Genomic DNA, 275 nt, shown 5'->3' with positions numbered 1-275 from the left:
AGCAACGCCACTGCGTTGCGATGGGTGATCGCCACGCCCTTCGGCTTGCCGGTGGACCCGGAGGTGTAAATCAGATAGGCCAGTTGGTCGCCGGCGACCGCGCTCGCCGCGACATCGTGGCCGGGCTGCAATGCAGGCGCGATGGTCTCAAGCATCCACTGCGGCACCTGCGCCGGCAACGAGGCCGACAGCGGCAGCGTGGTGATGGCCGCCACCACCCGCGCATCCTCCAGCAGATAGGCGATCCGATCCGGCGGATACGCCGGATCGATCGG

The 275-nt window shown here is 68.0% G+C and carries 1 protein-coding gene; it reads right to left on the bottom strand.

Going from position 1 to position 275, the window contains the following annotated elements:
* Positions 1-275 (bottom strand): AMP-binding protein (locus tag JR064_RS22970; protein ID WP_206231254.1); only part of this gene is annotated, 275 nt, incomplete at both ends.

This window comes from Xanthomonas bonasiae (genome assembly GCF_017163705.1).
In the GTDB taxonomy this organism is placed as follows: Bacteria; Pseudomonadota; Gammaproteobacteria; order Xanthomonadales; family Xanthomonadaceae; genus Xanthomonas_A; species Xanthomonas_A bonasiae.
This window is presented reverse-complemented; position numbering and strand designations above follow the sequence as displayed.